General features: G+C 41.9%; 21 protein-coding genes. 10 read left to right on the forward strand and 11 right to left on the reverse strand.

What is annotated here, in order from left to right:
* From C900_RS21210 to C900_RS21250, 9 genes are all read right to left on the reverse strand, one after another.
* Positions 1-1646, reverse strand: a 1646-nt coding sequence (locus tag C900_RS21210; protein WP_040497242.1) for a hypothetical protein, incomplete at its 3' end; no start/stop codon positions are given.
* A 76-nt stretch (positions 1647-1722) separates the two neighbouring features.
* On the reverse strand, positions 1723-2955 hold the full coding sequence (locus tag C900_RS21215) for a hypothetical protein (protein ID WP_009582268.1): 1233 nt from the start codon (positions 2953-2955) through the stop codon (positions 1723-1725).
* Between the two features lie 5 nt (positions 2956-2960).
* Positions 2961-4052: a porin family protein gene (locus C900_RS21220; RefSeq protein ID WP_040497243.1), complete on the reverse strand. Its 1092-nt coding sequence runs from the start codon at positions 4050-4052 to the stop codon at positions 2961-2963.
* The gene (locus C900_RS21225; protein WP_009582270.1) at positions 4049-7204 is read right to left on the reverse strand and encodes a WD40 repeat domain-containing protein; all 3156 of its coding nucleotides are present in this window, start codon (positions 7202-7204) and stop codon (positions 4049-4051) included. Before C900_RS21225 ends, C900_RS21220 begins: the two co-directional genes overlap by 4 nt.
* Positions 7205-7343: 139 nt before the next feature.
* Positions 7344-10502, reverse strand: coding sequence for a HEAT repeat domain-containing protein (locus C900_RS21230; protein WP_009582271.1), 3159 nt, complete (start codon positions 10500-10502; stop codon positions 7344-7346).
* 208 nt (positions 10503-10710) lie between these two features.
* The gene (locus C900_RS21235) at positions 10711-11340 is read right to left on the reverse strand and encodes an OmpH/Skp family outer membrane protein (RefSeq protein ID WP_051052943.1); all 630 of its coding nucleotides are present in this window, start codon (positions 11338-11340) and stop codon (positions 10711-10713) included.
* Positions 11341-11422: 82 nt separating this feature from the next.
* Positions 11423-12154 carry a rhomboid family intramembrane serine protease gene (locus C900_RS21240; protein WP_009582273.1) on the reverse strand — a complete coding sequence of 244 codons (732 nt, stop codon included), beginning with the start codon at positions 12152-12154 and terminating at the stop codon, positions 11423-11425.
* A complete protein-coding gene (locus tag C900_RS21245) occupies positions 12155-12721 on the reverse strand; it encodes a hypothetical protein (RefSeq protein ID WP_009582274.1) in 567 nt (188 codons plus the stop codon).
* A 236-nt stretch (positions 12722-12957) separates the two neighbouring features.
* Positions 12958-13311, reverse strand: a complete 354-nt coding sequence (locus tag C900_RS21250; RefSeq protein WP_009582275.1) for a phage holin family protein — start codon at positions 13309-13311, stop codon at positions 12958-12960.
* Between the two features lie 53 nt (positions 13312-13364).
* Between C900_RS21250 and ggt the strand changes: the two genes are divergently transcribed.
* Together ggt and C900_RS21260 are read left to right on the forward strand one after the other, a co-directional pair.
* Entirely contained in the window at positions 13365-15074 is a 1710-nt protein-coding gene (ggt, locus tag C900_RS21255) for a gamma-glutamyltransferase (RefSeq protein WP_009582276.1), read from the forward strand.
* 18 nt (positions 15075-15092) lie between these two features.
* Positions 15093-16469 (forward strand): M20/M25/M40 family metallo-hydrolase, encoded by a 1377-nt coding sequence (locus C900_RS21260; protein WP_009582277.1) that lies wholly within the window; start codon positions 15093-15095, stop codon positions 16467-16469.
* Positions 16470-16513: 44 nt separating this feature from the next.
* On the opposite strand, the gene C900_RS21265 is transcribed toward C900_RS21260, so the two are convergent.
* A complete protein-coding gene (locus tag C900_RS21265) occupies positions 16514-17026 on the reverse strand; it encodes a gamma carbonic anhydrase family protein (RefSeq protein ID WP_009582278.1) in 513 nt (170 codons plus the stop codon).
* 97 nt (positions 17027-17123) lie between these two features.
* Here C900_RS21265 and C900_RS21270 point away from each other — a divergent pair, with 97 nt between their 5' ends.
* The 7 genes from C900_RS21270 (at position 17124) to secG (ending at position 24197) form a co-directional block, all read left to right on the forward strand.
* Positions 17124-17876 (forward strand): YceI family protein, encoded by a 753-nt coding sequence (locus C900_RS21270; protein WP_040497244.1) that lies wholly within the window; start codon positions 17124-17126, stop codon positions 17874-17876.
* 203 nt (positions 17877-18079) lie between these two features.
* Positions 18080-19393, forward strand: coding sequence for an anthranilate synthase component I family protein (locus C900_RS21275; RefSeq protein ID WP_009582280.1), 1314 nt, complete (start codon positions 18080-18082; stop codon positions 19391-19393).
* A gap of 84 nt (positions 19394-19477) precedes the next feature.
* The gene (gene miaB / locus C900_RS21280; RefSeq protein ID WP_009582281.1) at positions 19478-20944 is read left to right on the forward strand and encodes a tRNA (N6-isopentenyl adenosine(37)-C2)-methylthiotransferase MiaB; all 1467 of its coding nucleotides are present in this window, start codon (positions 19478-19480) and stop codon (positions 20942-20944) included.
* Between the two features lie 8 nt (positions 20945-20952).
* The gene (locus C900_RS21285) at positions 20953-22227 is read left to right on the forward strand and encodes a sigma-54 interaction domain-containing protein (protein WP_040497251.1); all 1275 of its coding nucleotides are present in this window, start codon (positions 20953-20955) and stop codon (positions 22225-22227) included.
* Complete coding sequence (locus tag C900_RS21290) at positions 22214-22744, forward strand: LptE family protein (protein ID WP_245558470.1); 531 nt, start codon at positions 22214-22216, stop codon at positions 22742-22744. The genes C900_RS21285 and C900_RS21290 overlap by 14 nt, the downstream gene beginning before the upstream one ends.
* 58 nt (positions 22745-22802) lie before the next feature.
* Complete coding sequence (locus C900_RS21295; protein ID WP_009582284.1) at positions 22803-23804, forward strand: tetratricopeptide repeat protein; 1002 nt, start codon at positions 22803-22805, stop codon at positions 23802-23804.
* Positions 23805-23816: 12 nt separating this feature from the next.
* Positions 23817-24197, forward strand: coding sequence for a preprotein translocase subunit SecG (gene secG, locus C900_RS21300; RefSeq protein ID WP_009582285.1), 381 nt, complete (start codon positions 23817-23819; stop codon positions 24195-24197).
* Between the two features lie 81 nt (positions 24198-24278).
* On the opposite strand, the gene C900_RS21305 is transcribed toward secG, so the two are convergent.
* On the reverse strand, positions 24279-24992 hold the full coding sequence (locus tag C900_RS21305; protein WP_009582286.1) for a hypothetical protein: 714 nt from the start codon (positions 24990-24992) through the stop codon (positions 24279-24281).
* A gap of 279 nt (positions 24993-25271) precedes the next feature.
* On the opposite strand from C900_RS21305, the gene groES reads away from it, so the two are divergent.
* A complete protein-coding gene (groES, locus tag C900_RS21310) occupies positions 25272-25550 on the forward strand; it encodes a co-chaperone GroES (protein ID WP_009582287.1) in 279 nt (92 codons plus the stop codon).
* Positions 25551-25562 lie beyond the last annotated feature (12 nt).

Below are 25562 nucleotides of genomic sequence, written 5' to 3' on the forward strand. Positions count from 1 at the left end.
GTGGTCGTGGCGCTGGTGTTGTCGGTGAAGTTGCTCACACCGGGGCCTGATTGTTGGGTCCACGTACCGGTACCGGTACTCGATACACCGGTGAAGGTGAAAGGGTTGCCGGCATCTTTGCCGCATACATTGCCACCTGCTCCTGCATCGGCTACAGGTTGCTCGGTGAAGGTCACTGTAATATCATCGGTGCTGCTGCAGTTGCCGTTGGTCTCGGTCAACCTGAAGGTATAAGTGCCGTAGGCGGTGCTTGTTGCTGTCGGGTTGAAGATCGTAGTGCTGCTGAAGGTGATGTCGGCAGGGTTGCCCCCTACTACACTCCATGATGCGGTGCTTCCGGGGATGCTTTGGATACCCCCCAGGGCAATGTCCAGATCGCATTCTTCTGCTGTCGCGGGACCTGCATCGGCTACGGTAGGTTCGTAGAAGGTCACTGTTACTTCATCATAATCGCTGCAACCGCCGTTTACTTCGGTCCATCTATATACATAGGTGCCGTAGGTATCTACTGTTACGGTGGTCGTGGCGCTGGTGTTGTCGGTGAAGTTGCTTACACCAGGGCCTGATTGTTGGGTCCATGTGCCTGCCCCTACACTCGATACACCGGTGAAGGTGAAAGGGTTGCCGGCATCTTTGCCGCATACATTGCCACCTGCTCCTGCATCGGCTACAGGTTGCTCATTAACGGTAACAAGTTGGGAGTCGGTACATGGGATAAAGGCAACGAAATCGTTAGTTGCAGTCCAGAATTCATCATTTCTGCCAGGTACAGTGTATCCGATAGAGCCAGTAGCATTCTCAACACCCTGAAGAGTAGTTTCACTGGCTACCGATGCACTATTTTCCGTTGTATGTATTTCAATTACATTAGTAGTCTCAAATAGCTTCAACTGTACGTTGACAATATCTCCTGTACCAGTACCAAATCGTTCAACATCCTCATAGAATAAAATAAATACTCTATTAGGGGCAGTGCCCTCCACCCTATACTTAATGCGGTCAGTAGTCGTAACATTAGGATCAAGATCTGTACGCATTACTGCGATCATGTTGTTAGGACTTTCAGGAGCAGGAATTGAAGTGTTCCAAAATATTGACTCCGCATAAGCAGTAAAAGCTACGTTTCCATTTGACGATATATATATGTCTGTATAATCAGTACCAAAAAAATTAAAGGTAAAGCCGATACTTACGGCCGGAGAAAGGTCATCATCCTGGTTCTGAAGATCGCCTCCAAAACTACTGGGTACTTTAGTCCAAAGGATAGTAGACACAAAAGGATTATAAGTCCCGGTAGTATTAACAGTATAAACATCATAGTTTACATAATCAATAGAATGCGTACCAGGTCCGGCTACAGCAGGATCGAAAGTATTTCCACTAACACCCGGACCGGAAAAAGTACCTCCGGTGGTGGTCTCATATAAAGTTACCGCGGCATCCGTAGTGCAGTAATTGGCATTAAGCCCTGAAAAACCACACTGAGCCCATATTGGGGAATTATTTAGTAAAAGGAGAATAAACAATAACCCCCACCAGCCAGAGCGGAAAAGAGCTCTTACATTGCCTATTTTTAGCATAAAAGACCCATAAAATAAAGGTGAGCCTGAAGCACAGGCAAGGGCTTTGGAATGGGAATTTAGCATGTGGCTATAGTTGAAACTGGTAATATAGTATTTTTTAATATTAAAACTTCAATGAAAGTAACCTTAACTGCATTTTCTAAGGCTTTAATTCGCCAATTGGATTAGTCTTAATCAGACAAATCTTTGCCTGGCTGTCCAGGGTGACCGTTCCAACAAATACTATTGATCCATCTTCTAATTCCAGAACTCTTCCCGGCGAATCTATTTCAAGCCCACCAAAAGATTGACTCCAAACTACAGAGCCGTTAGCAGCTACTCTGGTTAAGTATATATTGGTATCAGTCCCGTTCCCTATTTCTTCACCTAAAACTATAAAGCCTCCTGTGGACGCCTCAACTATAGAATTAGCAACAACATTGCGCTCAACGGGAATAGTTCCGGAACTAACAAAATCATTATTGCTCCTGACTCTCGCCAAAAAGGGGGCATTCAATCCCTGGCCAGTGCTTGTTCCCAACATTGTAAATCCTCCCTCAGAAGTTCGTATTATTGCTTGAGCTTCTTCATTTGACAGTGTACCAAACAACTGAAGCTGGCTCGCTGATGATGCTATTCCATCAGTACCGGCTGGAAATAAGAACATATTAAAACCTGCCTGTTGTGAATTTGAAGTTGGGGGTTTATTAGTCGTTCCAAAGAAAAGAAACGAACCATCATTTTTTTGCTTCACCTCCACCCCTCTGTCAATCCCCGGAAAGCCATACACACGTCTCCAATCTGCGGGACTATATTGCACCAGATCAGAATTGGTACGGATAGAATAAATATCTTCCAGATCTGTTGAAGCTAAAAACCCTGGTTTCGAGGTATCGACATTCGTGGTAGACCCCGTTACGATAAAATCTCCTTCTGCAGTTATAGTAATATTCCTGGCGACCTCCAATTTTCCCGGATAGCCAAAAATGGCGCTATCCAGCTTAACCCCATTGGAATCTATTTTTAATATCATAATATCTTGATCCCCAGGTGCTACTTCAATTGTACTTGCTATTATAAAATTGCCTGCGGCATCTACTCTCAATGCAGCGGGAGTGTCCTCTCCTGCCCCCCCAAACTGCCTGTGCCATTGCATATTACCCAGTTCATCTACCTTTACCACCAATATCTGACGGCCCATTTCAAGAGAAGTACTGTGCCCTAATATTATAAAGCCGCTGTTGAGTTTCTGCACATCATAACCGTATTGATTACCCTCTTCTCCATAATATTTTATGAAATAGTTTTCAAAACGCCTCACTACATTGTCCTCATTATCGCATGAAAACAAAGCAAGACCGGAGATACACAAAATCACAAGTAGTAATCGCATATACTTTAATTCCTTTTATTGAATAACCGGGTGAGAAATCCCTTTGAGGTGGTTTTAATCTTCCTTGGCTTATACAAGGGTTTTACAAAACCAATGGAAACAGCATAATTATTTAGCCTTTTATCATCATCAACAAAACCATATTTATACAGCAAAGTACTGTTACCGTATTGCCCTTCTTCACTGACGATATTTGACAATCCCATTTTATAACGCAGGTCGATAACTACATAGTTGTAGCCGAACCTGTAATTCAAACCAAGGCCAACATGAGTAAATTGGGTAAACTGTGTCCTTTGCTCATTAATTGTGACCTCAGGTCCGGCTACAGGTATTTCAGTAAGGTCCTCGGTACCAGCATTCACACGGTCGATAAGCTTAACAGTGGCCTTCGCCTGCAACAGGTAATCCAGGCCAAACCCACCGTATATATATGGTCGGAATTTATCAAAATCCCACCGGTATTTAACATAAACCGGCAGATCAAAGCCTATCTGAGCTTCTTCAAAAGTTTGCTTATCGGCATTAAACAATGTATTCGAGTAATTATATCTCCTCGTATACAAATTTACCTCCAGCCCCAAACTAAAATGATCATTAATATTGAGCTCACCTCCGCCTCCGATATGCAGCCCTAATTTGCTTTTATACGACTCATTTGACTCCGTGGTATTATCTATACCATAATTATGAATTACAGCTACAGATGACATATTTAATCCTCCTTTCCCATAAATAACAAATATGGGGGTCGTTTTAAATTTACGACTCAAATAGACAACATCAATTGGGTCTCTATCCGAGTCTATATTATATTCAGGATCTAGTTTCAATAGTTTTAGGTAACTATCTTCGGCACTTATAGGGTCATCAATCAAGAGATACGTTCTGGCGAGCAACCAATAAGCCTCTATACGCTGATCTTTGTTAAAACCATTATCAAGGCACGTCTTTAATGTAGCAGGAATACCATAAAGATGGCCTGCAGTGAAGTTTTCCCTGGCATGATTGAGCACTTCAGCACATGATTGGGCTGACATCTTATATAAAGGAATAAGACTAACAATTACAAGTGCTATTAGACCTTTTGTTGTCATTTATAATCATTTAGCAACAGATTTACGCAGGTATTTTGATAGTTGATATCATTACCAACAAATAATTTCCATTCATCTACGCTCATATTTCTGGAAATTTCCGAACATATATTTTCCGCCATAAACTCCGGGTTAGTAGGCCATATTCGGATCTCACCATCGCCACACGCTGCTACAAGATATTTCGAATCGGGACTAAAGGCAATATCCCAAACATAAGCATCATTATCAGTCATTCTTATTGGCAGTTCATCAATTTCATCGGTAACCCACATCTGAACAGACCTGTCTAGACTGGAAGCTGCCAGCAGTTTACCATCTCTGCTGTATTCCAAGTCACTTATCCTTCCCTTTTGCCCTGCAAACTCATAATCTATCTTGCCATTGGTCATATTCCATAGTCTAACTACACCTTTTTCGTCACCAACCGCCAGGTACTTCCCATCAGGACTAAAAGCTAGCGCCTGAACCGGATTCTCATTGAGCTGAAGCAATACTTGCTCAGAAAGATCAGACAGGTTGGTAAGTATAACTCTCCCGCTTAATGTGCCCGAAGCCAACGATTTCCCGTCAGGGCTGATGACAATTACTTTGTATTGTTCATTCAATTTTTTCAATAAAGAAGAGGTACCAGATGAAATATCATTACGCCTTAGTTCCTGATCTCCACCTACTGAAATAAAAACATTTTGGCCCGGAATGAATACTATATCATTAATAAAGCTGCTATGCCCCTTTACTTCTTTTGGCAATGACGATGCATTTTGCAGGTCATACAGTTTTATAGCTGATGAATCACTACCATTTACCAGCCACCGGTCATCAGGGCTCACTTTCAACACCCTGTTAGGATAGGGGTTGGATCCGATAATTGAGTGGACATCAGGGTGTTCCAAAGTGGCACTGGCTACTTTACCCGCACTACCGGTGCTGTAGAATGTGTTAGTATTATGCTGAAATACAATGGATCGTACTGCATTTCTATGAATGTTGGAAATTGTATTATAAGAGGCTCCCTTAATCTGCGCCAAAGCAGAGTACAAACCGTTGTAGATATACGGATCGTAGGTACGGCCTTCGTACTTCTTATTAAACATATACGCCTGTTGAGCAAGCAGGGCTTTCAAATTATCATCTTCTATGCTTAACGACTTGACGGACATAGACTGGGCAACAGACTGGTATAGTAACTTTTCAGCCCTGTTAAAATTGGTCTCTGCACGTTGATATTCTGTTAAGGCTGCCTCTCTGGCAGATTGAGCTTTCTCCTTTTCCGAATCTGCTATCTCGCGTTGCTCTTCAGCAATTCTTGACTGCTCCTGCGCATAGTTTCGCTGCTGTTCGGCAATTTCAAGCGCCTGCTTGGCTTTCTCAGCCTGTTCTCTGGCATTTTGTTCCTCTTTTTCGGCTCTTTCCTTTTGTGATTGGGCTGCTTCCTTTTGCTCTTGAGCTATCTCCGCACTGGTAATAGCCAATTCCCGCTCTTTCTGAGCTTCTATCCTTTTCTGCTCCGCCAGCTCACGTTGTTTATTTGCCTCAATGTTTCTGGTAATGGCAAACACAAAAAACAGAATAGAGATCACAGCAGCCACACCTAACACCACTGCAACGATCTTCGTCCGTTTTAGCAAGCGTTTCTGGAGCATCTCCTGGTTTTTTTGCTCCGCCTCGTAGGTAATTCTGCTGGTATCCAGGAACACTATGGCTCGCTCAAAAGCCTCATCGTATCTTTGCGCCCATGCACGCGTTGGCCGTTGTTTCTTCTGCCAGTTGAGCGCAAGTTGCAGATCAGGAGGTCTCCACAGACCCGTTCTACCTACCTGGTACATGGCTGCGGCTTCTGACAAACGTCTGTACATTTGAGCCGACTCGTACTCCTCATCCACCCAATTTCTGAGCCTGTTCCATATCCTCATCAAACTCTCATGGGATATTTCAATAACAGAATCGGAATTCAATGGTACTCCTGACGGAGGCATAAGAAAGGACCTGCCGGGACGCCTGAATTTTTCTACGACCTGAATTACTTCCTGATCGTTAACTTCTGCAAGTTCAGAAACAAGACCCAACCTCACCGGCCTTCTCATACCGAAACTATCATTGGTCCTTTGGGTCAGAGACTTAAATAAAATCTCAGCGATTTCTTTTTCCCTGGATGATAGTTCATCATACGCCTCATTAGCATGTTGAGAAAGTGCCTCTGATATCTTCCCTACCGCATTATAATGACGTATATCGATGGGTTCATTTTCCTCTCTTGCCTTGACCCAGTAGTCCCATGTACGCATCAGTGCATGCTGCAAAATGGGAAGCTGATCCTGATTATCTCCTACTTCATTTAACAGGTGTTTTACCAACCTTCCAGATATTGCACCACCTCCCACAGCCACAGGACCTTCTATAGCTATTCTCTTCTGATCACGGGTCATCTGCGGCACCAGGTAGTTACTCTGATTGATCATATCAGTAAGGCCAGGGAACTTTGCACAGTCACCCACATAATCGGAGCGCATGGTTATGGCCAAATATATTGAAGACCTCTGTTGCTTACAGGCCTGCAAGAGCAAGTTTACGTAGGCCTTAGATTCTTCATTAATAGTTTTATCTTCGCTGCCGCGATATCTGAAAAGTTCTTCAAACTGATCTATTAGAATGAGGGTATTACCTCCAGATCCTTTCTGTTGCAGTTCGATTAGGCGTACCAAACCTTCAACATCGGATCGCAGCAATGAGGAAATTACCATTCTGCTGGCTTGCTTATCGTCCTCTGTGGCGCTACCCAGGTCCTTTCTGGATGAAAGTAGTGTTTCAGCCAGGTTTTCAATAGGCGAAGTACCTGGTCTGGATACAAGAATGTTCCAATCTCCACCAACATCTGTCATAAATCCACCCAAAAGTACGGGTACAAGTCCGCAATACATAAGAGAAGACTTACCGCTTCCACTATACCCCATTACCGTTACAAAACGGTTAGTGGCCAATTTTACCAGCACCTCATCGACCTGCCCTTCTCTACCAAAAAAAAGGTGGCATTCATCTATGCTGAACGGTCTGAGACCAGGAAATGGGTTACGGATAATACGATTGCCATAGCCGTCATATTGCTCAGGCTCTCGCTCGTGTTCACCCATTTGTATCTCGTAATTCAACATTATCAGGAGCTATAAATAATCAAAAAAATATATCGCAGGGTTTTGAATCTAAAAAATAACAGTCGTTAAATACTTAAATTGAAAACGTTTAGCCAGTAAAATACAAAAAAAATATCTTATAAAACATGGTGCGCAAATCTTAAACATAAGACACCATTTTTTCTGCCAGATTGATATTATCTGAAAGAAGTTCATAGAAGTCGTCTTTATTTATTTTAAACAGAGTAGTTTCGGTGATAGCCACAATAAGATTTGATCTCATATATTTGGCTGAATTAATCAATTCACCAATAAACTCACCTTCCTTCGTCATGCCTTTGACCTCCCCATTTTCATAGAGATTAATGGACCCTTTATAAATAATGAAAAAATTATCGTTATAGTGTTCATCTACCGATAAAGAGGTTCCCTCAGGGAGTACTACCTCCTGTATAATATCAGCAATACTGGCCACCACCAGGCCATAGACGTGATCAAAAACCGGAATTCCTTTAAGGAAAAGTACTTTTTCAAACACCAGTGATTTACCACTGTCAGCATCACGATCCAAAATAATAGCATCTAATTGCCGCCTTGTATTTTCATTAAGTCGGCTTACATGCTGCCCATACAGGTCCTGACTAATTTCATGCAGCGCCCAGGCCGCCATTTCACGGATCATTTTGTCAGGATTAAACAAATGAGCTATCAGATCAAATGCGAAGTCCGACAGTTTCATCAAACCCATCTGGTATAATATACATGCTTTGGTCCACCGGTTAGTTTGGGAAAAGTCCCGGTTTAGCAAGAACTTCAATACCAGTGTAGGGTCGATCCTTTCCCTGGGGTAAAATATTTCCAACTTCTTAGCCTTTTCAGTATACGGCAGGTCATCTAATACCGGGATAATCCGCTGCTTAAGGTCTTCTGATAAAAACACATCCAGCAATTCAATAGCGTATGTTACCCCTTCATTAGTCCTGCTCTCAATATTCTCCTTTACCAACTGAATGGATTTGCTATCATAGAGCATAGAAAGAAGCATATAAATATGCTCAACATCATAGTCTATTTCCTCCTGAAGGGCTTGTTTGATCTCATTTCCAAAATAATCAGAAGACACCTCATTGATGGCGCCTATGTTCCAGGCAATGTCTTCAATATCCGATTCTATTGCATACTTAATCCTTGGGATCTGAGTAATATTAGCCTTAAACCCACTATTACCCAATGCTAACAGCACCTGCGAAACAATAAGCTTATCCGGGTAGTCAATTTTATTCCACAACTGCTCAGTAGCTTTTTTTCCTCCTATACGCCCTATAATCCGCACTATCTTAATCATAGTGGGTGTCGGCTGACCGGATTTATAAAAAGAACTATCCAGGGCAGACAATGCCTTGCCACCTATTATTGTGAGGGCGTTAGCAGCTTGCACGCTAAATGAAGGCCGGTTGAGATTGTCTATAAGTGCGTTCAGTACTTCCTGATTATACTTCTTCTGCGCTGTTTTAATAGCGGCATTTCTCACTTTCGGATCCAGGTCATGCAATAATTCGATAAGAAAAGAGGTACTTTCTTCGTCACTCTTATTACTTAACAATTCTGCGGCATACTGCCGGTCTTCGCTATTCTCAGACTTGCAAAGTTTACTCAGTCTCGCTTTCGACACATCACCGGATTTGAATAGGTCCAAAATATCGCTTCCGCTCACCACCTGCTTACCTGTAGTATGAGAACCTTTATCTATACTGATCACATATCTTTCAGAAACAGACAACCCCTTAATTTCATTCATCTTAACCTGAGCAAATTCCCTGATCTCATCAGCCTGGTGGTCCATAAGAGAATTGATGTATTGAGGGAGGAGTTGAGGTTCTACTTTTTCGAGTAGCTTAAAGGCAAAAATTACTTTGTTGGGATTACCTTCAGCCATTGATCTCTCCAGCCTACCCAGCAATTTTTCAGCGGCTGTTAATGGCAGTTCTTCCAATGAGCGCTGCTGGTCCTGCAATTTTATTTTAACCCTGTTGCGATATTCGTTGTATAGCTTGCCCACCATCACAAAGTACCCCATCAATATAAAAATGAGCGTATACGAGTAGTGTATAAGTTCAAAAAAAGTGAGAAACGAAAGGCCTATGATCAATAACCCTGCAATAAACCGAGAGGCCTCGTTCACCACACCTTCTACCTTAGCTTGTATGTCAAATCTGATCCGATTATCCAGAGGCATGAAATACAATTTAAAGGTTGGGTTCTCCAGCGAATCCCGCAGAGAGAAATTAAATAGCCTGCTCAGGGCTATAAATAAAAAGAACCAAATAAAAGCAGCCCCAGCCTCAAGCGTATAACCAAAGACTGTACCCGCCACAATGGCTCCAATGGTAAATATGGCCAGAATCACAGGAAGGATAATAAGAGATGTCTTAAGGCCATATTCACCAATGATACGATCATTAACAAATGTCTGGAGTATAAGCCCCAAAACTAGAATGGCACCATTAAATATCGCCAGAAAATTTCTTAATTCTCGTTCTTCAGGATATTGCTGTGCTACAACGCCCTGAAATGAATATTGAACGAAGGTAAATGCCACCATTGAAAATATAAGAAATACAGACAACAGCCTTACATAATTATTTCGTACCAGGTGCTTGATGCCCGTCCCGGTATTCTCAGACTTACTGGTGGATATTTCAGCTTTTTTCAGGTCAAACCTGACGGTAATTAATATCAGGAAACCGAAGGATATTAATATACTGATTCCGCTGATGATCAGGTAATTTGATGTATTGGGAATGAAAGGTTCCAGGAAAGGAATGGCAAAAGAGGTTAAAATGGCTGCCGATAACTGACCGATATCGATCCCACCGATTATGCGCTTAGATTGTCTCAGATCAAATAACCGGCCAAAAACACCCCAAAAACCGAGCAATGATACCGCTAATATCGGGCCTATCATGGCAAACATTACAAAGATTATATAATCCTGCCATTGACGATCTGCTTCAATAAAGGTGGAATATATTAACGCTGTAAATAAGAAAATAGATATTAAATTGCCAAGGGCCAGTTTCGAGAAGGACAGTCTGTTTTGAAGTGTGGCGAAAAGAGCCGTGGTAACAATCCCCAAAAACCCGGAAACCATAATGGCCTCTTTCAGGTACATCTCCAGCCTGTTCAGAAATAATGTTTCAGCACTTACCTGATAGGTAGCAAGAAAAATGCCCATAAAAAACCCTTTGCCCAGCAGCAACAAAACAGGCTTTTCTTCGTCAGGCCGCACATTTAAGGCTAAAAATAAGGCTTTAAGCATTCACTAAAGATTAAAAAATAGTATTTATGATGTATATGATGAAAATTTATAAATACCCTCGGTAAAATACAACCTATTTTTAACAATTAAAAAAGGCTGCCTCAAAAGTTACACGTCCTTTAGTAGCCCTGTATCGTCACTTATGGCCTACTAAAACACTTTTATCAACTTCTGAAACAGCCTTTAAGGTATTATTTAGGCGAAAAACTTACTCCACCTTTGCAGTATCAGCTTTTGTATCAGTGGTTGTTCCCGTCTTTCCTTCCTTATATTGTTTATTTAATCCGGATATAACTGCCTGAGTGATATCCATTCCGTTATTAGCATAAAGCACATCGCTACCCTGATTATACTTCACGACCATTTCAAGGCCATTTTTGTTGCTGTATTCTTCAATAAAGGCAGTCACTTTTTCATATAACTCTCTGTTAACTTTCGATTCTTCCTTCATCAATTCCTGAGCAAGGCTTTCCTGATACAGTCGCAGATTCTGTTGCTTCTTCATCAAATTCTCTTCAAGAGCCTTTGCCTGTCCAATGGTTAAGTTATTAACATTTCTTTGATAGTCATTTACTTCCTTTTGCAATCCCTGAGCTCTGTTCTGATATTCCACTTCCAGTTTTTCACCTTTCTTCTGGAGCTTTTCCTGCATTTCTTTAAAGAAATCGTAGTTTTTCAACACAGAATCGGCATTAATATAGCCAATGGTATACTCTAATGTCTGAGTAACTTCCGGCTCATCCTGGTCCGTTTGCTTCTTTCCTTCAAAATGTAAATAATATAATACTCCTACTGCTACCAACAATACGATATTAAGTGCTAGAGATAAGTTTTTCACCTTTCTTCGATTTTTAGTTTTAAAAATGGAGGCAAATAAAGTAAAGATTAAAGAGAATTGCTAGCGTTTTTTTTCAAAGGTTTTATTCAGCATCGTCAGGAGGTATCGGGTACTTGATGATATAAGCTTCCGCTTTATTTTTTTGTATTTCTGATTCCTGCCTTTTCGGCTTATAAAAATAAGTAAGCTCGGGGGTAGTTACATCAGGCACCTCTTCCTCAGCAGGTGCCTTTGCAGTGCTAATTTTAAATCCTCTAAAATAGACGGCACATAATATACCGGCTATGGCCCCCATCAGGTGCGATTCCCACGATATAGCAGAGTCTTCAGGAATAACACCGGCTATAAAGGTCCCTCCATACAAAAAGAGGACAATAAAGGAAATGGCCAATGTACCGGAGTCACGTCTGAAAAAGCCTCCGAATAACAAAAATGTCAATATACCGTAAACGAGTCCGCTGGCGCCTATGTGGTAAGCATCACGGGCTGCCACCCACACCCAAAAACCCGTCATTAAGTAAATAAGAAAAACTACTGAAAGCGCTATTTTATCATAGAAGTAAAACAGGCCAACGCCCAGGATCAGGATGGGTAGCGTATTGGACATCAGGTGAAATACGTCCCCATGTATCAGTGGAGCAGTAACAATTCCGAGAGATCCACTCAGGGTCCTGGGAAGTATACCGTACTCGCCAAAATTATAGTCGAAAGTAAATTCTATTATTTTAATTCCCCAGATCAGCGCAACGAAGCTCAGGGTAGAATAGATACTCTTCCTTAGCCTCACCCCTTCACCTTGTAAATTAGCATTCATTTAGATCACCTTCTCGTCTGCTTCTTCATGCTGAAATGCATAGAGGGTATCATCGAGCTCCAGAGACTCTTCATTATAATCTTTCACAAATTTAGAGATAATATCAGGTGTGATCTTCTCCACGTTCAACGCTGAATCCAGTCCGATCCCAAAATCTATATTAGGATCCAACTCAACGTATTCCCTGACTTTAACTTCCCCCTCTTCCTCAAGGTTGTGCATTACCTCGGCCATATATAGCCCTATTTCCTCTTCAAGATCATCCAACGCTGCCAGATCTCCATTCTCATCCTCTTCATATTTTATGCTTTTAAATTCAGGAAAATGACGTGCAGCTTTGTGCTCGGCTATTTCATAAAGCTCGCTATTATGATGCAGCCGCAAAGTGCATATCACTGCGTCATAGATTACTTCCCTGCCTTCATACACACCAATGAAATAGAAATTGACATACTCATCAGAATTATCCTCAGAATCCACTACAATATGATTCCTGTGGCGTTTTTTCATTTTTTCGCGGTACTCCTGTATCACTTGAGGATCAAACCCCTTATTAACAGCGCTCATAACAATTGATTTTAAACTTTTTTTACTATTTAGTGTCTATGAAAACTATTGCTGTCATCGCGCCTGTCCCGGGCTTGCCACGGGGAGGAATCGAAGCGATCCCCCTTCTCAAAGCATATTAAAGAGAGGGGATTGCCGCACTTCGTTCGCAATGACGATATGTTGTGAGTTTTCTTACAAACACTATTTAATATAGTTCAATTCAAGTTAATACCAAAGCATAATCTTTACATTGTTTAATTTCGATCCCTCTCTTTTTTACTCAAACTTTCAAAAACCGAATTGACTATTGCCAGTATTATACTAAATAACAACGCCCACCAAAATCCGTTCACATCAAATCCCGGGATAATAGCGTCCGCTATCAATATGATGATGGCATTGATCACAAGCAAAAACAGCCCAAGAGTGACAATGGTTATCGGTATGGTGAGTATGACCAATACAGGCCGTACAATGGCATTTAAAAATGATAGAAAAGCAGCTACTAAAATGGCCGCTAAAAATCCGCTTATATCAACTCCCGGTAGCAGGTAAGCTGTAATTACCACTGCTATTGCCGATAATAAAAGTTTGATTAAAAAATTCATCGTTAAATCTTATTTTTATAAAACTCCATTTCCAAAGCTAAAAGTGCCTATTTATGGACATAAAAACCAATAAAATCAGATTCGTTTTCCTCCTGATACTTCTTGTATGCCTCCGGCAGTCATTGCTTGGTCAAGATAGGATTACCGGCAGGTCTTTTGCCTCTCGCTCTGAAGTCATTGCTCCACATGCCATGGCTGCCACAAGTCACCCGCTGGCAACGCAGGTGGCGATTGATATCCTGCAGCAGGGTGGCAATGCCATTGACGCAGCCATTGCAGCCAATGCTACCCTCGGCCTGATGGAACCTACAGGGTGCGGTATTGGCGGAGATTTATTTGCTATTATCTGGGATGAAAAAACGAAGCAACTTTATGGCCTCAATGCCAGTGGCAGATCACCAAAGAGCCTCACTTTCGAATATTTCACAAAAAATGGGTACAAAGAAATTCCTTCTCACGGTCCGCTCCCTGTTTCAGTGCCCGGCTGTGTTGACGGATGGTTTGAAATGCACAAGAAATTTGGTTCACTCCCTATAGACAAAATTCTTTCTCCTGCCATCAATTATGCGCGTGAAGGTTTCCCTGTAACTGAGCTTATCAGCTATTACATACAACTTTCAGCGCCATTTTTAAGCAAGTACCCGGGTTTTAAGGACGTTTTTATGCCCAATGGTAATGCTCCTGATAAGGGCGACATCTTTAAGAATCCTGCTCTGGCCAATACCTATGAAAAGCTGGCTACAGGAGGACGAGATGCTTTCTATAAAGGAGATATTGCAAAAACAATTGCCGCATATATAAAAGAACAAGGCGGATTTCTGTCCTACGAGGACCTGGCCGCACATAGTTCGGAATGGGTGAAACCCGTAAGCACCAACTATAGGGGTTATGACGTATGGGAATTACCTCCTAACGGACAGGGCATCGCTGCGTTACAGATGCTCAATATATTGGAACAATATGATGTGGCCAGCATGGGATTTGGAAGCGAAGAATACATCCATTTGTTTACTGAGGCAAAAAAAGTGGCCTATGAAGACCGTGCCAAATTTTACTCCGACATGGCTTTCAATCAAATTCCTGTCGACAAGCTAATATCAAAGAATTATGCCAAGGAAAGAGCACAATTAATCAAAGAGCGTGCAGCCAGAAGCTATCCTGCCGGTAAATTAAAAGATGGTGACACTATCTATTTAACCGTAGCGGATAGCCATGGAAATATGGTATCATTAATACAGAGCAACTATAGAGGCATGGGCTCTGGCATGACTCCTCCCGGCTTAGGTTTCATCCTTCAGGATCGTGGAGAGTTATTTAACATACAGGATAAGAATCACTTCAATGCCTATGCTCCGGGAAAAAGACCATTTCATACTATAATACCCTCTTTCATTACCAAAGATGGGAAACCCTGGCTTAGTTTCGGTGTAATGGGTGGGGCCATGCAGCCTCAAGGTCACGTTCAGATCGTTGTTAATCTGATTGATTTTGGCATGAACCTGCAGGAAGCGGGCGATGCACCTCGAATCCAGCACCTGGGGTCATCGCAACCTACTGGCGAAGAGATGACAGATGGTGGCACCTTATATATGGAGTCAGGGTTTGACTATGAAGTGATTCGGGGATTAATGAAAAGGGGCCACAAAATATCTTATGGAGATGGGATCTATGGCGGCTATCAGGCTATTTTAAAAGATACCGAAAGGGGTGTTTATTTCGGGGCTTCGGAGTCGAGGAAAGATGGTCAGGCATCAGGATACTAGAATTTAAAAAATAACCATATGCATAAATTAAGAATCACTTATTTCCTTCTTTTGTCGGTTTCTTTATGGTCTTGTAAGTACAGCCATGAAAAAAAAGAGACAGGCATTTCCCAAAAAGGGCTGCATCCTACAATTACTGCCATGCTGGACGAGGTGTCTGCTGATAGCATCGAAAACAATGTTCGTATGCTGGTAAGCTTTGGTTCCAGGCATTCACTGAGTGATACAAAAAGCGATACATTTGGCATTGGTGCAGCGCGAAGGTGGGTAGCGAAAAAGATGGAAGCCTATGCTGCCAACAGCAATGGTCGAATGGCTGTAGAACTAGATCCCTTTGTGGTATCGGCAGGCAGGAGGATCCCTTATACGATAGAAATGAAAAACGTAGTGGCCACACTTGCAGGCACTGACCCGGATGATGACCGGGTAATGCTTGTTAGTGGCCATCTGGATTCGCGGGTTTCTGATGTTATGGATAGCACTTCTTTTGCTCCAGGAGCCAATGATGATGCGTCAGGAGTAGCACTGGTAATGGAGTTGGCCCGTGTGATGGCTAAGCATGAATTTCCTGCTACTATCATATTTATGGCTGTTCAGGGTGAGGAGCAAGGACTCTTAGGCGCCAAATATATGGCCGAAAAGCTCAAAAAGGATAGTATTAACCTCATAGCCATGTTTAATAATGATATGGTGGGCAATACGCTGTCCAGTGAGACAGGTATCCACGATGATTCCACGGTTCGGATATTCAGTGAAACCATCCCGGCCTTTGAAACAGAAGATATGGAGCGCTTGCGAAAATACACCGGCGCTGAAAATGACAGCCGCGCACGCCAGTTGGCCAGGTATATAAAGTCAGTCGGAGAAAAATATGTAGATAACTTTTCGATAACCCTTAATTACAGGATAGACAGGTATTTGCGAGGCGGAGATCACCTTCCCTTCAGCCAAAATGGTTTTGCAGCAGTGAGATTCTGCGAAATGAACGAAAATTATCTATACCAGCATCAGGATGTCAGAAAAGAAGGAGATGTACAGTATGGGGACCTGCCGGAATATGTCAATTACGACTATGCAGCTAAAATAACACAGGTTAACCTGGCTGCCCTTGCCAACCTGGCACTATCGCCCTACCAGCCGGAAAACGTTGGTCTTAAGGTGGATCTTGGAAATCAAACTACTTTGGTATGGGAGCACCCGTCAAAGGGCCCCAAACCAAAAGGATATAATATATTAATAAGAGAAACGTATCAAGCCACCTGGGAGCAAAGTATTTATGTAGAGGATACAACTGCTATCATCCCCTATTCAAAAGATAACTTCTTTTTTGCTGTACAGTCCGTAGGGAACAATGATACAAACAGTTTACCTGTGTTTCCCACCCCGGCAAGGTAGTCTAAGAGCAGTTCGGTTTTTACAAAAGCCGGGCTGCTTCATATTTATTCTTTATACCACTCCGCGTACATAGGATAATTCCGGGCTGTTCTTCTGATCACTTCCATCATTTCCGGGCCTGTATCCTTTACTTTTTTTGCGGGCACCCCTGCATAGATAGAATCAGCCTCAACAATGGTTCCGGGAAGTATTATCGCACCGGCAGCAATTACAGCCCCGCTTTTCACCACCGCATCGTCCATTACTATAGCCCCCATGCCTATCAGCACATTGTCCTCAATAGTACAGCCATGAACTATAGCATTGTGGGCAATGGATACGTTGCTTCCGATTACGGTTTTTGCTTTTTGATAGGTACAATGCACCACAGCGCCATCTTGTATGTTAGTATCATTCCCAATGGTTATTGAATGCACATCACCTCTTACAACGGCATTGAACCATACGGTACAGTTATTCCCCATTGTAACTTCACCTACCACAACTGCGTTATCAGCAAGAAAGCAGTTTTGACCAAATTGCGGCTTTTTATCTCTTATCGTTTTAATAATTGCCATTTCAGTGTTTAAACATTTAATAATGTCGTTATTCTTTATTAGATTTGTTAATGCTCAAATAATGCACATAAATATCAATCAAACCAACTGAAGACCAATGAAGAATCTTAATTTTTTAAGCTTGGCTCTCATCATGATCTTGATGACAGCCTGCGATCAGCAGAAGAACGGCACCGATGCGGAGGTCTCTGAAGCTAAAGAAGTACAGGATGTTAATGGCTCCGACACCTATGCCATAAATACCACAGAAAGCGCTATAACATGGATCGGAAGCAAACCTACCGGTAAACATAACGGCACCATTCCCATAAACGATGGAAGCATTGCCGTAGAAGATGGTAAAATTGTAGGGGGCAGGATAGCTATGAACATCAACGAGATCAGCAATGATGATCTGGCTGGTGATCAGGAAATGCAGCTCAAACTTATAAACCACCTGAGATCACCCGATTTTTTTGATACGGAAAATCATCCATCTGCGGAGTTTGTCATTACCTCTGTAGAAACTTACTCAAAAGAGGATTCTGTAAAGGTGAAAAAGGAGTTTGATTCTGAATATAAGCCGGCTTCTGCCAAAGAACACATGGTGGAATCTCCAACCCATAAAGTTACGGGCAACCTTACAATGAGGGGTAAAACGCTTAGCGTATCATTTCCTGCCAACATAAAAATACAGAACAACAAGGTGTTGGCCAGGGCTAAATTCAACATCGACCGAACGCTATGGGGATTACAGTACAACAACGAAGCCAATGTAGTAGACAAAGCCAAGGATAAATTCATATACAACACCGTAAATGTCGGTTTTGATATTAGCGCGACCGAAAATTCATCCATATCACAGAACTAGCGTGTAGTGTTTGTAAGAAAACGCCAATGTCTGCGTTACGCTCACCCCAAAAATGCTCATCCCGACAACTGTAACAACTGTACGGGATAGCGCAGTACAAAGGAGTACAAAGGAATGAAATTAGTGATCACTACACTAGAACAAAAGGGAATCTGACTGCTGATTCCCTTTTTTTATATACTTTTGCGCAAATTTGCAGCAAATTGAGAAATCATTCCTTTCGCTATAAACTCGACAACCCTTCTCAGTTCAGAAAAAAAGCACTTCTTTGGGCTTCCACTTTTAGCCATTGCTCCTACTTCAACCATAATAATGTCAAACGTTATCCATACGGACCTTTTGAGGAAATATTGGCTATAGGCTGCCAAAAGCAGTTGCATTTTGACGGAAAGGACGATTTCGTACAACTTAGAGAATATCATAACAGCCTTAACGATTGGTTAATCGGCTATTTGGGCTATGACCTGAAGAATCAGATAGAAAAGCTTTCCAGTGATCACCCTGATCATGTTAACTTTCCTGTGATCCACTTTTACAACCCGGAGCATATGCTCTTCTTTCAAAACGACAGCGTCTATGTTGAGAGCCATTTATCTCCCGATGAAGTAATGGCTGGTATAGGGGCAGTTGATGATCAAACCAACTATGAAGAAGCGCCCGGAAGGGAACAGATCACCATTGAAGCCAATACCAGCCGTTCAAAATACATAGAAACAGTCAACCGGCTTAAAAAACATATTGAAGAAGGCGATATCTATGAGATCAATTACTGTATGGAATTTGGCGCCAGCCAGGTGAGGTTGGATCCCCTCACTATCTATCAAAAACTGGTAGAGATCTCTCCTACTCCCTTTTCTGTGTTCCATAAGTTCAATGACAGCTACCTTATTTGTGCCAGTCCCGAAAGGTTCTTAAAAAAAAGCGGGAGAAAACTCATCTCTCAGCCTATTAAAGGAACTGCAAAAAGAGGCGTCTCACCATACGAAGATGAAATAATCAAGCAAAAGTTGCGAACCGATGAAAAGGAGCTGGCAGAAAATATGATGATCGTAGATCTCGTTCGGAATGATCTGGCAAGGAGCGCTAAGACAGGCTCAGTAACAGTAGAAGAAATGTTCGGGATCTATACTTTCCGCCAATTGCATCAGATGATATCCACGGTAACATCGGAACTGAACGAAAAAGTCCATTTTGTTGATGCCATAAAATACGCATTTCCAATGGGCAGTATGACCGGAGCGCCCAAAATAAAAGTAATGCAGCTCATAGAGCAATACGAAAGTGCCAGAAGGGGTTTGTACTCAGGGGCTATGGGCTTTATTACCCCTGAGGGCGACTTTGACTTCAATGTGGTGATCCGAAGCCTTTTATATAACCAGCGCCTGGAAAAGCTATCATTTCAGGTCGGCAGCGCTATCACCTATGACGCTATTGCCGAACTGGAGTATGAAGAATGCCTGCTCAAAGCCAAGGCCATACTCCAGCTCCTACGGGCGTCAATTAATGAAAAACCCTAAATTTTTAGATAAAATATACCTGACATAATGTCACTTTTACAGGTTATTCTTACCTTTGCAATTCTATAAAAATGGAATAGCATCATGCGAAAGGTGATTGAAGATATTGATATTTTGGCTGCCGAAAATACAGGTACGGAAGCATGTGAGACTTTCAAAGTATCAACCGATGAAAACACAGGAAAAGAAAGAAAACTCTATATAGAAAGCTACGGTTGCCAGATGAACTTCTCTGACAGCGAAATAGTATCGTCCATCATGAAAAAAGAGGGGTTTGATACTACCTCCGATTTTAATGAAGCAGATGTAGTATTTCTCAATACCTGCTCGATCCGCGAAAAGGCAGAACAAACGGTAAGAAACAGGCTGGCTCAATTCAATACTGTCAAAAAGAACAGACCTGAAATGATGATAGGCGTGTTGGGGTGTATGGCCGAGCGCCTGAAAAGCCAACTGCTGGAAGAAGAGAAAATTGTTGACCTTGTAGTTGGCCCCGATGCCTACCGCGATCTCCCTGGCTTGGTCAGACAGGTTGATGATGGACAGAAAGCAGTAAATACCTTCTTATCAAGAGAAGAGACGTATGCAGATATTAGCCCCGTACGATTGAATTCAAACGGAGTTACCGCCTTTATTTCTATTATGAGGGGCTGCGACAATATGTGCTCCTTTTGTGTAGTACCGTTTACCAGAGGTAGAGAAAGAAGCAGAGATCCGCATTCCATTGTTAAAGAAGCGGAGGACCTGTTTAACAACGGGTATCGTGAAGTGACCCTGCTTGGCCAGAATGTTGACTCTTACAAGTGGTCTCCCGAGGTAAACAACAAAGCCAAATTAGAGAAAACAGCAGATATAAGTGAGATCATCAACTTCGCACAGTTGCTTGAGATGGTGGCCGGTGTAAGCCCCGATCTCAGAGTACGATTCTCTACATCACATCCGAAAGACATCACCGATGAGGTACTTCATACCATGAGCAAATATGAGAATATCTGCAATTACATTCACCTGCCGGCACAGAGTGGCAATACCAGAGTACTTGAGTTGATGAACAGAACGTACACCCGGGAGTGGTATATAGACCGTGTAGATGCTATCAGACGTATTATTGGTGAAGACTGCGGTATTTCATCAGATATGATCGCTGGGTTCTGTACGGAAACTGAGGAAGAGCATCAGGACACTCTGTCGCTGATGGACTATGTAAAGTATGATTTCTCTTACATGTTTTTTTACAGTGAAAGGCCCGGAACTTTGGCCGCAAAAAAATTTACCGATGATATTCCTCTTGAGGTCAAAAAAAGAAGATTAAATGAGATCATAGCCAGGCAGCAGGAACTCTCCCTTGAACGTAATAAACGGGATATAGGAAAAGTCCACAAAGTGCTGATCGAAGGATATTCGAAAAGGTCTGAAGACCAGCTTCAGGGCAGAAACTCAGCTAACAAAGTGGTTATTTTTCCAAAAAAACACTATCAAAAAGGGCAATATGTGAATGTAAAAATCAGTGATTGCTCTGCCGCAACATTGTTTGGAGAAATTGTTGATTAGTCATGGCTATGCAAGAATCAGAAATTCAAAGTATAAAACAGCGCTTTGGCATTATTGGCAATTCGCCTTTGCTCGGTCATGCTATACAGGTAGCCGCACAGGTAGCGCCTACGGATATGTCTGTGTTAATCACAGGCGAGAGTGGTAGTGGTAAAGAATCCTTCAGCAAGATAATCCACCATTTGAGTCCACGTAAGCATAATCAGTTTATTGCTATCAATTGCGGTTCTATCCCTGAGGGCACAATTGATTCTGAGCTTTTTGGCCATGAAAAGGGATCGTTTACTGGTGCTCATGAAGCCAGGAAGGGATACTTTGAAGTATCAAACGGAGGAACGATATTCCTGGATGAAATTGGTGAAATGCCACTCGGAACGCAGGCGCGTCTGCTTCGCGTATTAGAAAACGGAGAATTTATCAAGGTAGGTTCTTCAAAAGTGCAGAAAACGGATGTAAGAGTGGTTGCGGCAACAAATGTCAACCTGATGAAAAATGTACAGGAAGGTAAATTCAGGGAAGATCTTTATTACCGTTTGAGCACAGTCCCTATTTACGTACCACCACTACGTGAGCGTGGAGCTGACATAGAGTTGTTGTTTCGAAAATTTGCCACAGATTTTGCTGAAAAGTATAGAGTAAAGCCAATCACCCTTACCGATGAAGCCAAAGAAATATTAGTAAAGTATCGGTTTCCGGGAAATATCAGACAGTTAAAGAACCTAACAGAACAGATGTCGGTGCTATCTACTGAAAATAAAGTTATAGATGCCGAAATGCTACTACATTATCTACCAAAAGATCAAAGCCAGCTTCCTGCCATATACCATGATCCGGAAAAAGAAAGGCAAAGTCTTTCAGAGAGAGACCTGCTTTATAAAGTGCTTTTCGATATGAAAAAGGATATGAACGACCTGAAAAAGTTCGTTCTTGAGGCATTACAAACAGAGGGATCGACCAGTAAGGTTATAGAAAACCATAGTGAACTATTTGAGGACCTGGATGATAATAGTATTAACACTACCCCGCCTGAAAAGCCTGTTTTACTCAATCTCCATCCAAGTAATGTTCCTGCGCAGGCTTACGAAGACGATGCTGACATAGAAGATATCGTTCATGAAACTGAAGAAGAGGAATCTCTATCACTAGAGCGAAAGGAAAAAGAGCTGATCATCAGAGCATTACAAAAAAACAACAATAAAAGAAAGCATGCGGCACGGGATTTGGGTATTTCGGAACGGACTTTGTACAGGAAAATCAAACAATACGAACTTGAGGATCTCTAAAAGCATTAAGTTTCTGCTCCAAATCATGCCCCTGGCCCTATTGTGTGGATGTGGTGTATATTCATTTACCGGCGTGGCCATCACAGCCGAAACGATCTCCATTGCTGCTTTTTATAACGATGCTGAAGGTGGGCCGCCTGATATGGCACAAACGTTCACCAATAAACTTCAGGATTATTACCAGTCCAACACGAATCTCACATTGGTAAAAGAGGATGGCGAACTACAAATTGAAGGAGTAGTTACAGGTTACAGGCTCTCCCCTATTGCGCCAACTGCCGCCAATGCTGAACTTCTGGGAGGTAACACATCAGCCCTGACCAGGTTAACGATCACGGTACAGGTCACCTATGTCAATACCGAGGATGATCAGTTCAATTTTGAAAATCGTTCATTCTCCTTTTACGAAGATTTTGATAGCAACCAGAATCTGACAGCCATTGAAAGTCAGTTGCTTGACCGGATATTTGACCAAATAATTTTGGATATATTCAATGCCTCAGTTGCCAATTGGTAATTTTTGGTATATTTTTACTCACTAACTTTTTGAATAAAAGTCAACTAACTGCAGTGTTTTGAATAAACAGAAATTCACAAAGATCATACAAAACTACCACAATATTCCGGACGATGACCGGGAGAAGCTGCATGAGCTGGCAAAAACTTATCCCTACAGCCAGGTAATCCATACCCTGGTAGCAAAGGCAAATCATGATGCGCAAACTTCCATTGCCAGTCAAACCCTGAACTACGCAGCCATGTATGCCACCGACCGCGGGGTTTTAAAAGATGTGATACAGCTTAAAGCCACACATACTAATGCTCCGGAGCTGACAAGACCAGCCACCATACCCTCTGGTACCAAAGAAGTAGATGAAGTGAACCCTTCTGCCAAAACACCGGTTGACAGCAAACCTGATCAGACGCCAGTCATTTCACGAGAAGAAAAGAAGATAACTGTAAATCTGGAAGAGATCAACCCGGAGGGAGATTTAATAAGAGACGAGATCTGGTTTGAGCTTGAAGCTTTGAAAAAAAGTAAAGCCACCTATATGGAGTGGCTCAAGGAAACTACTACAGGAAGTGAAGACACTTTGCCTATTGCAGGAGATGAAAAAGCCCCAAAAACATCAGAAAAGACCTCTACTCAGAAAGAAAAGAAGGATACAAAAAAGCATCAGGAAACCACACCTGACATAAAATCCGGAGAGGAAACAGCAAAAAAGAAGCTATCGGTAAAAAAGGGTACAAAAGCCAAGAAAAAAAAGGAGGAAAAGCCTAAGAAAAAAAATAAGGCGCCCAAAGCTCCGAAAGAAGATCAAAACAAGCTCATAGAAAATTTTATAAGCAAAGAACCCAGCATAACAGCTAAGCCCCTTAAATCATCTGAAAATCAGCCGGATCTATCAGCAGCCAGCACTTCTTTTAATGAGGACCTGGTGTCTGAGAACCTCGCTAATATTTTCATAAATCAGGGCAAAAGGGATAAAGCCATTGACATTTATAAAAAATTAATTTGGAAGTTTCCGCAAAAAAAGGCTTACTTTGCATCTCGAATTGAAGAACTGCAAAAATAATAGGTCAGACAGATGTTTACACTCATTTTAAGTTTAATAATTTTAGCCGCAGTATTGTTGGTGTTGGTAATTTTGGCTCAAAACTCTAAAGGAGGCGGGCTTTCAAGTCAATTTGGAGGTGCAGGGGCAAGCAATATGATAGGCGTTAAAAAAACTGGCGACCTGCTGGAGAAGATGACATGGGGACTGGTCATAGTTGTTTTTGCTTTGACCCTGTCAACTAATTTCATTTTAAACGAAAGACAAGGCCCTACCGATGAATTCAGAGACAGAGCTCGTGAGGAGGCCGGAGGAGCCCCTACTCTTGACTTAGGAGACATCGAAGAGCAACCCGCTAATGATGAAGGCCGTGGACTGGAAGATCTTTCAACTGATCCTGATACATCCAACTAAACACCCGGATATCAAAAATACATAGATGCCGTCTCTTAAAAGGACGGCATTTTTTGTCTGCCGCAGAAAAAGAGCCCAGGGTTATGAAGATGAAATATACCTGACAAGCAACCTCTTAGCCACCGGCTCCAATGTAGAAGTATAGGGAAACTTTACCTTGGAATGTATAAGAAATGTGGCAGGATTTGGCAGATCTTTAAACCTTCTGGTAAGTCCGATCTTTATGTTTTCATACGTATCTCCTATTCCCCGTCTCAGCTTATCGACCAAAGTAGCATGGATACCTCTGTACTTTTCATCAGAGGTCTCCAGTAACGTAAGCTGATAGCGATATACCCGTGTATGACGGGACGGATCGTGGCTGATAAAAAAATACCCCTCATCTGTATAAAGTGGGAGCAATCCAACAGGAGTTAACTCACAATTGCTTTCTACAAACTCATATATCTCCTTTCCTTCAGACAGCGAGCCCTTGAACAACGGGAGTGCATATGCAATAATCTCCTCAATTTCTGACATCAGTTCATCATCTTCAACAATTTTCTGATAGGTCAGCTCCAGTTTTTTCAGGTCCACGCCGGTCAGCTCTTTGGGGAAATTCTGCTGGATCAATTCGTGATTATTTTTGAACTGTAGAAGGTTATTGTAATGAAAAACCAAATCACCAAGGATCGGGTAAAGCTCCTGCTGCTGAAAGGAAGCCCGTACCTTCTTAAAATATGCCAAAAGCACATACTTTTTATATTCAAAATCGATCAGGCCATCTGTAAGCCAATCATTATTCAACTTCTCCATGACTTCTATAATTTAAAAATCAGATACAATTTTTTTGCCATTTTAACAGGCTTTTCAAAAAGAGAAGATAGAAAAAAATGACAAAATTATCAACAACTGACATTCTGCCATATGTCACAAAATGAAAATATGACAGAATTCACTGACTTTGGGCAACACATATGCGTCAATTTCTGTTAAAATGTCCGTTTGACTCCCCTGATTATACATTGGCACAAATCATGTATGGGAGGTGACGTATACAGACTTTAAAAGTTTTAATTTAAACCTATAACTAAGATGTCAAAAGTAAATATCAAACCTCTTGCAGACAGAGTTCTTGTAGAAGCTGCTGCCGCTGAAGAAAAGACCGCATCAGGTATTATCATTCCTGACACTGCTAAAGAAAAACCCCAAAAGGGAAAAGTTATAGCAGTAGGAAATGGCAAAAAGGATGAGCCTTTGACTGTAAAAGAAGGTGATGAAGTACTTTACGGTAAATATGCAGGCACCGAGATTACTGTAGATGGTAAAGAGTATCTCATTATGAGAGAGTCTGACATATTTGCAATCATCTAATTGTACAAACAA

The organism is Fulvivirga imtechensis AK7 (assembly GCF_000331535.1).
Classification (GTDB): Bacteria; Bacteroidota; Bacteroidia; order Cytophagales; family Cyclobacteriaceae; genus Fulvivirga; species Fulvivirga imtechensis.